The organism is Flavobacterium sp. (assembly GCF_028712645.1).
Taxonomy (GTDB): domain Bacteria; phylum Bacteroidota; class Bacteroidia; order Flavobacteriales; family Flavobacteriaceae; genus Flavobacterium.
The window spans coordinates 1-5,300 of record NZ_JAQTPQ010000243.1; the positions used below are offsets into that span (position 1 = coordinate 1).

Sequence of the window (5,300 nt, forward strand, 5' to 3'; positions counted from 1 at the left end):
ATATCTAAAATCTCAGCGATATCTCCTTCAACAAAAGAATTACCATACGGTCGTTTAGGATCAATACAAGGTGCACCAAATTCATCATCACACCAAGTCACCCACATTTTTTGTAATAACTTCAAATGATTTTCAGTTAAAATAAATTCATCTCGTTTCATTTATTACTCCACGATAAATTTGATAATTTTGGATGATCATTAGGAATTATATCTTTCAAAATTTGTTCTAACTCATAATAATTTATTCCTAAAATTACTGATGCTTTTTCAATTCTCTGATTTTTATGTTGAAATCTATATTCATAACCACACGAACAAGGAGTATTCCAACACATTATACAATCACTCAAACTCATATTACCTTCTACTTAATGTTCATAATACCAATTTATTGTTTCATTCGTATCCACGTGTACATCATCATTTTCTTGTTGTGAATATGATATAGTATCTATATCAGTCATCAAAGACATTTTACCTTCATATTCAGCTTTTTCTTTTTTTATTCTTTGTTGAAATGCTCTCCAACAAATCATTGAAAAATACCCAAATGGATTATCTTTCTCATTTGTTATATCATAATTTTTCATAGCTTTTAGACAGTAATATATACCATCTGAAATCATAATATCGAGATATGTATATCTTCTGAAATTATATCTATTTGCAGTATTTTCAACAATAGAAACGATGTATTTAGCTATTATATCCGGTATAACCGGAATATCTCTACCATCTAATTTAGCTTGTTCTCTTATTTTAATATATTTTTTTAATTCTTCACTAAATTCAGCTTTGTTTAAATAATCGGCCATGATTTAAAATTCCTTGTATTGTTTCCTCTGATAATGAGGATTGTCCGTAAATATATTTTTCTGTTTTATGTATCGAATAAAATCTATCCTCAAACCACACCAAATCATAATTTTCAGGATCAGACAGATAGTAAGATTTTGACATCAAAAATCTATTATAAGTGATAATATCAATATCACTAAACTCGTGTTTAATACGGTTAGCTTCATCTTGTAATGATTTAATCTCGTATTCTATATCACCTAATCTTTCTGATAAACTACCAAGATATAATTCAATTGATGGTTTTGAACCAATTCTTTTAAATATTAAGTTTCTATCTGAATTATTAGAATGTCTTAAATCAACAATATCTTTTTTATGATATAATTTAATTTTATCCTCAGATATAACTTCTAAATCAGAAAGATTAGCAATGAAAGTTAAATCTATTTCTTCTAATCTATTATTTAGATTGTATACTGTATCTCCACTTGACCAAAAAGTATCTTCTAATATTCCATCAGAATTAACGATTGCGATTTTGGATTTACACCAATATATCGATCGTTGATCTCCTACATCATTTTTATATTTCCAATAATATACGTCATTTATATTCATACTAATTCTTTGTTAATTATTTTATATTGAAATCTTTCATTTTCATAGATTTTTAATCTAGCGATATAATGTTTATACGTTATATTCACTTTTTTATTATAGCATAAATCATCAGAAATGTCAATTATACTTGCATATTCTTTTCCAGCATTCTTTCGAAGGACTCTACCGATCGTTTGTAAAGTTCTTATTTTTGCTTGGTATGGGTGTGCAAATATCGCGTGATGTAAACCTGGCATATTTATACCTTGCCTAAAACATCCAGAAGAAGCAATTATTATAATATTACTATGCTCAGATACTAAATTTCTTATCCGTTCTCTTTCATCAGTTGAAACTTCGCCGTGAATATAGAATACTTGTTTATTATACTCTATTGATTTCTGTAAAGCTAAATTATATAATACATTTCCTTGAATGTCAACATAATTAAAAATAATCATACAATTATTTTCTAATTCCATGGCAGTTTTTATGATATAATCATTCCTTTTTTCATTTGTAACAATATACTTAATTTCGCTATCATAATCTTTACAATTCTTATAAAAATATTTTTTTTCTTCATCTGTATATTTTAATGATACTGCTTCGATTTTCAACTCTGTTATTGTTCCATTATCCATCAATTCTTTTGTTGTAATTGTTTTATGAACATTTCCGAATAAGCCTTTCAACTGCATCTCATGTGTTTTTGTATCTTGCAGTGTGCCGGTAAAACCATATCTAAATTTAACGTGTGGCATTTTATGTATTATTCCGGTGATACTTGCAGCTTTAGCTTCATGACAATTTGAAACTAATATACCATTTGCATAATAATTGTGGTTATCTTCAACATGAAGATTATATACATCACCACTATATTGATATTCTATAATTGATTCGATTTCTGAATACATTTTTAAATTTATGTAAAGTATTGATTTAAAATTAAATAGAAAAACTTTTATTATTTTATATTAATAAAATCATCTTATAAGAAAAACTATTGTTTGATTTTATCTTTTATTGTCAGAATATCTGCTCGTTTCCACCCAGAATCAGTAAGCACTTTATGATTACCGGTTATAATGATTTCAGAACCATTAACTAATTTGATTTTATATTTTTTTTCTATATGTGATAAATTTTTATGTATATCAATAACTGGTTTGTATTCATTTATTTGCGTAGATTCATTGAAAGTTAATACTTCATCGCCAATTTTAATATCTTTAATTTTTTTATCAGTATTCTTAGTTTTGATAATTGTATCAGGGTGTATACATTCATCAACAAATACAGCCCCATATCTTTTAAAATATTCTTCGTTTTGTGTATAAATACTTTGCCATGTGCCAATTGTTATTCGTTTTTTACTATTTTTATCCAAGCCACCTGTAATTGGATGACAATTCGCCCTTATATCTAATTCGGTTTTATTATAACTTTCAAAATCCCCAATCATTTGAGAAACTAATGAAGTTGTAGGTACAATAATCAATATATTTGTATCTGTATATTCCAATAAAAACATACAAACTAGAAATATGATATGTGATTTACCGGAATTATGGTGGATTATATCATTGTGTATGTATGTATTATGATAACTATCAACTGTAAAATCAACCCAATCCTGTCTATCAATATCAATTATTGTTTGAATAATTTTATTATGTATAACTGTACCAATATCTAATGAATCAATTGATTTCCATATACCATCAACTAATATTAGATGATTATTCGCTGCTTTTATTGCAGAATTATCATCAAAAATAATCAATTTACCCTCGCTATTTTTTCTATAGGTATGGGTTATATTTTCTTTGCCAGTTATTGTATCTATCTGCGGTATATATCCATTAGCAACTAATAATTCTAATTCTTCGAGAGTAATTTCTTCTGATATCATGTTTATTCGATTTTTGGTATTATAAGTTATTGTTTTTAAAGGGTTAAAAATAGCGTTTTACTAAAATTAAAGTAAATTGGTATAATCTATTGAATAAAAAAAATTAAAAATGTTATTTTGTTAAGTTGTTGATTTTTATTAAGTTCTGATAGAATATAAAAAATCTTTCGCTTCCTTAGATAGATATACTGAAATTTTTGTTTTTGGATCTAAACAAGAAGTTGGTGATAATACCAATGCTTTATTGTTTTGAATACATGCTCTGAATGCATCATATTGATAACTATACATACCATCAACTTTTTTATTTGTGATATTACTTATATTATCAGTGAAAGATAATAATTCATCATCAAAATTTTCTCTTTTAAATTTATCTTTATTAGTCAATTTAACAGAATAATCATTATTTTTACAAAATTTTAATAATTCGAATAATAAACCAAATGGAAATAATCTTGTATTAACATCAAATAGTTTTATTTTACCGTCCCAAATACCCATTTTATATTTTGGCATAAATTTATAACCTTCAACATAAAAACTGAACTTTTCTGATAATTCTTGAATTATCCCTCTATCTGAGTCAATTTTTATGTATAATTCATTTATTTTTGTTAAAAGTATTTCATTCAAAATCAATATCCTCCATTTTTAAATCTCAAGAATTCGATAGCATTTTTTATATTAAATGAGCGTTGATTTATTTGTTTTATAAATGCATCTAACATCTCTACTTTCGTTTTTTGTATAATTATTTTTGTATTTAGATCTATTATTTCTTGATCTGATTGAATATAATTATCAACATCTGCCTTTAATACTTTCAAATTTAATGGATTGTGTTGATATATTTCATCTGGACATTTTCCGAGATAATATTCATTTTTAAATTTTGTTAATTGTTTCAAGGAATTTTCTAGGGCTTTAAAAATTTTATATTCTTCGATATATATGTTATAATACTTATTATGTAACATAGGTATTTTTAAACTTTCTATATCTAAGTTACTTGCATCAATGATTGAATCTTCATCCATCATTTCTTGAATTTCTTTTGTTTTCATTATACAATTTCTACTAATTTTTTGATTTTGAAATATTGATATTTGAATGTGATAGGACAGGTCAAGGGAATTGGATCTATACTTGTACTATCAAAAGAAATATTACCTAGATTCGTCGGAAAACATCCAAAAAATGTGATAACTAAATTTGGTGATTTATTGTTACTTAAGATATGTAAATTACAGTCAGACATATATTTAGTATGATTTTCATCTTCATGATTTTTCATACCTTGTAACCAATCATATATTGCAATATAATTGTTATAATCTTCTGATACTAAGAATGTAAATATTAAATCATCATATTCAATTGTATCACCTGGAATAGCTATTTTATTATTTATGAAATTTGATGGTGATGCTGGTGATAATGTAATACTTGGCAAATCTACATTTTGGATGAAAAAATTTATTTTTTCTTCTGGGTCAAATCCGGGTGGTGTAACTTCAAATCTGAAATTTGTGCTAGTAGCTAAGTTGTAATTTTGTTTCATATAATCACCCTTGAGTTTTTTTTAATAGCAGCTCTTAACATATCTTTAAGTATATCATTTTTTATATCTTTATGTGCCCAGTAAGACATATCTGTTGGAGTAAAATGCTCCCAATTTATACCATCAATAAAATCACCACATCTATCGCATAATGTGGCACTACATATTCCTCTAGATGGTTGTAGTTTGTGATATTTATGACCTAAAATTTTACATAATATCATGTGATTACCTCATAAATTTATCTTGAATTTTTGTTTATCTACAAATTTATCAAATAATTTTGCACTATCTTCTCTTAATAGTTCAATTTGAGAAAATATTTCTTTATTATCATTATTGATTAAATTATTTGAAAAATTGAATCCTTTTTCTCTTATTATTTTTGATACACTAGAAAAATCATGTCGTTTTA

10 protein-coding genes are annotated in these 5,300 nt (G+C 25.5%); all 10 read right to left on the minus strand.

What is annotated here, in order from left to right:
- Window positions 1-157: 157 nt before the first annotated feature.
- Window positions 158-358, minus strand: a complete 201-nt coding sequence (locus PHC28_RS15225) for a hypothetical protein (protein WP_300102549.1) — start codon at window positions 356-358, stop codon at window positions 158-160.
- A gap of 12 nt (window positions 359-370) precedes the next feature.
- Window positions 371-817: a hypothetical protein gene (locus PHC28_RS15230; protein ID WP_300102552.1), complete on the minus strand. Its 447-nt coding sequence runs from the start codon at window positions 815-817 to the stop codon at window positions 371-373.
- A complete protein-coding gene (locus tag PHC28_RS15235) occupies window positions 792-1,421 on the minus strand; it encodes a hypothetical protein (RefSeq protein WP_300102554.1) in 630 nt (209 codons plus the stop codon). Before PHC28_RS15235 ends, PHC28_RS15230 begins: the two co-directional genes overlap by 26 nt.
- A complete protein-coding gene (locus PHC28_RS15240; RefSeq protein WP_300102557.1) occupies window positions 1,418-2,323 on the minus strand; it encodes a helicase-related protein in 906 nt (301 codons plus the stop codon). The genes PHC28_RS15235 and PHC28_RS15240 overlap by 4 nt, the downstream gene beginning before the upstream one ends.
- Window positions 2,324-2,409: 86 nt before the next feature.
- Window positions 2,410-3,321, minus strand: coding sequence for a DEAD/DEAH box helicase family protein (locus tag PHC28_RS15245; protein ID WP_300102560.1), 912 nt, complete (start codon window positions 3,319-3,321; stop codon window positions 2,410-2,412).
- Between the two features lie 138 nt (window positions 3,322-3,459).
- Complete coding sequence (locus PHC28_RS15250) at window positions 3,460-3,957, minus strand: hypothetical protein (protein WP_300102563.1); 498 nt, start codon at window positions 3,955-3,957, stop codon at window positions 3,460-3,462.
- A 2-nt stretch (window positions 3,958-3,959) separates the two neighbouring features.
- Entirely contained in the window at window positions 3,960-4,388 is a 429-nt protein-coding gene (locus PHC28_RS15255) for a recombination mediator protein UvsY (RefSeq protein ID WP_300102566.1), read from the minus strand.
- Window positions 4,388-4,885 carry a phage tail protein gene (locus PHC28_RS15260; protein ID WP_300102569.1) on the minus strand — a complete coding sequence of 166 codons (498 nt, stop codon included), beginning with the start codon at window positions 4,883-4,885 and terminating at the stop codon, window positions 4,388-4,390. Before PHC28_RS15260 ends, PHC28_RS15255 begins: the two co-directional genes overlap by 1 nt.
- Window positions 4,882-5,109 carry a hypothetical protein gene (locus tag PHC28_RS15265; protein ID WP_300102572.1) on the minus strand — a complete coding sequence of 76 codons (228 nt, stop codon included), beginning with the start codon at window positions 5,107-5,109 and terminating at the stop codon, window positions 4,882-4,884. Before PHC28_RS15265 ends, PHC28_RS15260 begins: the two co-directional genes overlap by 4 nt.
- Before the next feature lie 9 nt (window positions 5,110-5,118).
- Window positions 5,119-5,300, minus strand: a 182-nt coding sequence (locus PHC28_RS15270; protein ID WP_300102574.1) for a hypothetical protein, incomplete at its 5' end; no start/stop codon positions are given.

What these genes read in the sequence shown, in the direction of transcription:
- PHC28_RS15225 (WP_300102549.1), bottom strand. Translation starts at nt 358, where the DNA reads ATGAGTTTGAGTGATTGTATAATGTGTTGGAATACTCCTTGTTCGTGT.
- PHC28_RS15230 (WP_300102552.1), bottom strand. Translation starts at nt 817, where the DNA reads ATGGCCGATTATTTAAACAAAGCTGAATTTAGTGAAGAATTAAAAAAA.
- PHC28_RS15235 (WP_300102554.1), bottom strand. Translation starts at nt 1,421, where the DNA reads ATGAATATAAATGACGTATATTATTGGAAATATAAAAATGATGTAGGA.
- PHC28_RS15240 (WP_300102557.1), bottom strand. Translation starts at nt 2,323, where the DNA reads ATGTATTCAGAAATCGAATCAATTATAGAATATCAATATAGTGGTGAT.
- PHC28_RS15245 (WP_300102560.1), bottom strand. Translation starts at nt 3,321, where the DNA reads ATGATATCAGAAGAAATTACTCTCGAAGAATTAGAATTATTAGTTGCT.
- PHC28_RS15255 (WP_300102566.1), bottom strand. Translation starts at nt 4,388, where the DNA reads ATGAAAACAAAAGAAATTCAAGAAATGATGGATGAAGATTCAATCATT.
- PHC28_RS15260 (WP_300102569.1), bottom strand. Translation starts at nt 4,885, where the DNA reads ATGAAACAAAATTACAACTTAGCTACTAGCACAAATTTCAGATTTGAA.
- PHC28_RS15265 (WP_300102572.1), bottom strand. Translation starts at nt 5,109, where the DNA reads ATGATATTATGTAAAATTTTAGGTCATAAATATCACAAACTACAACCA.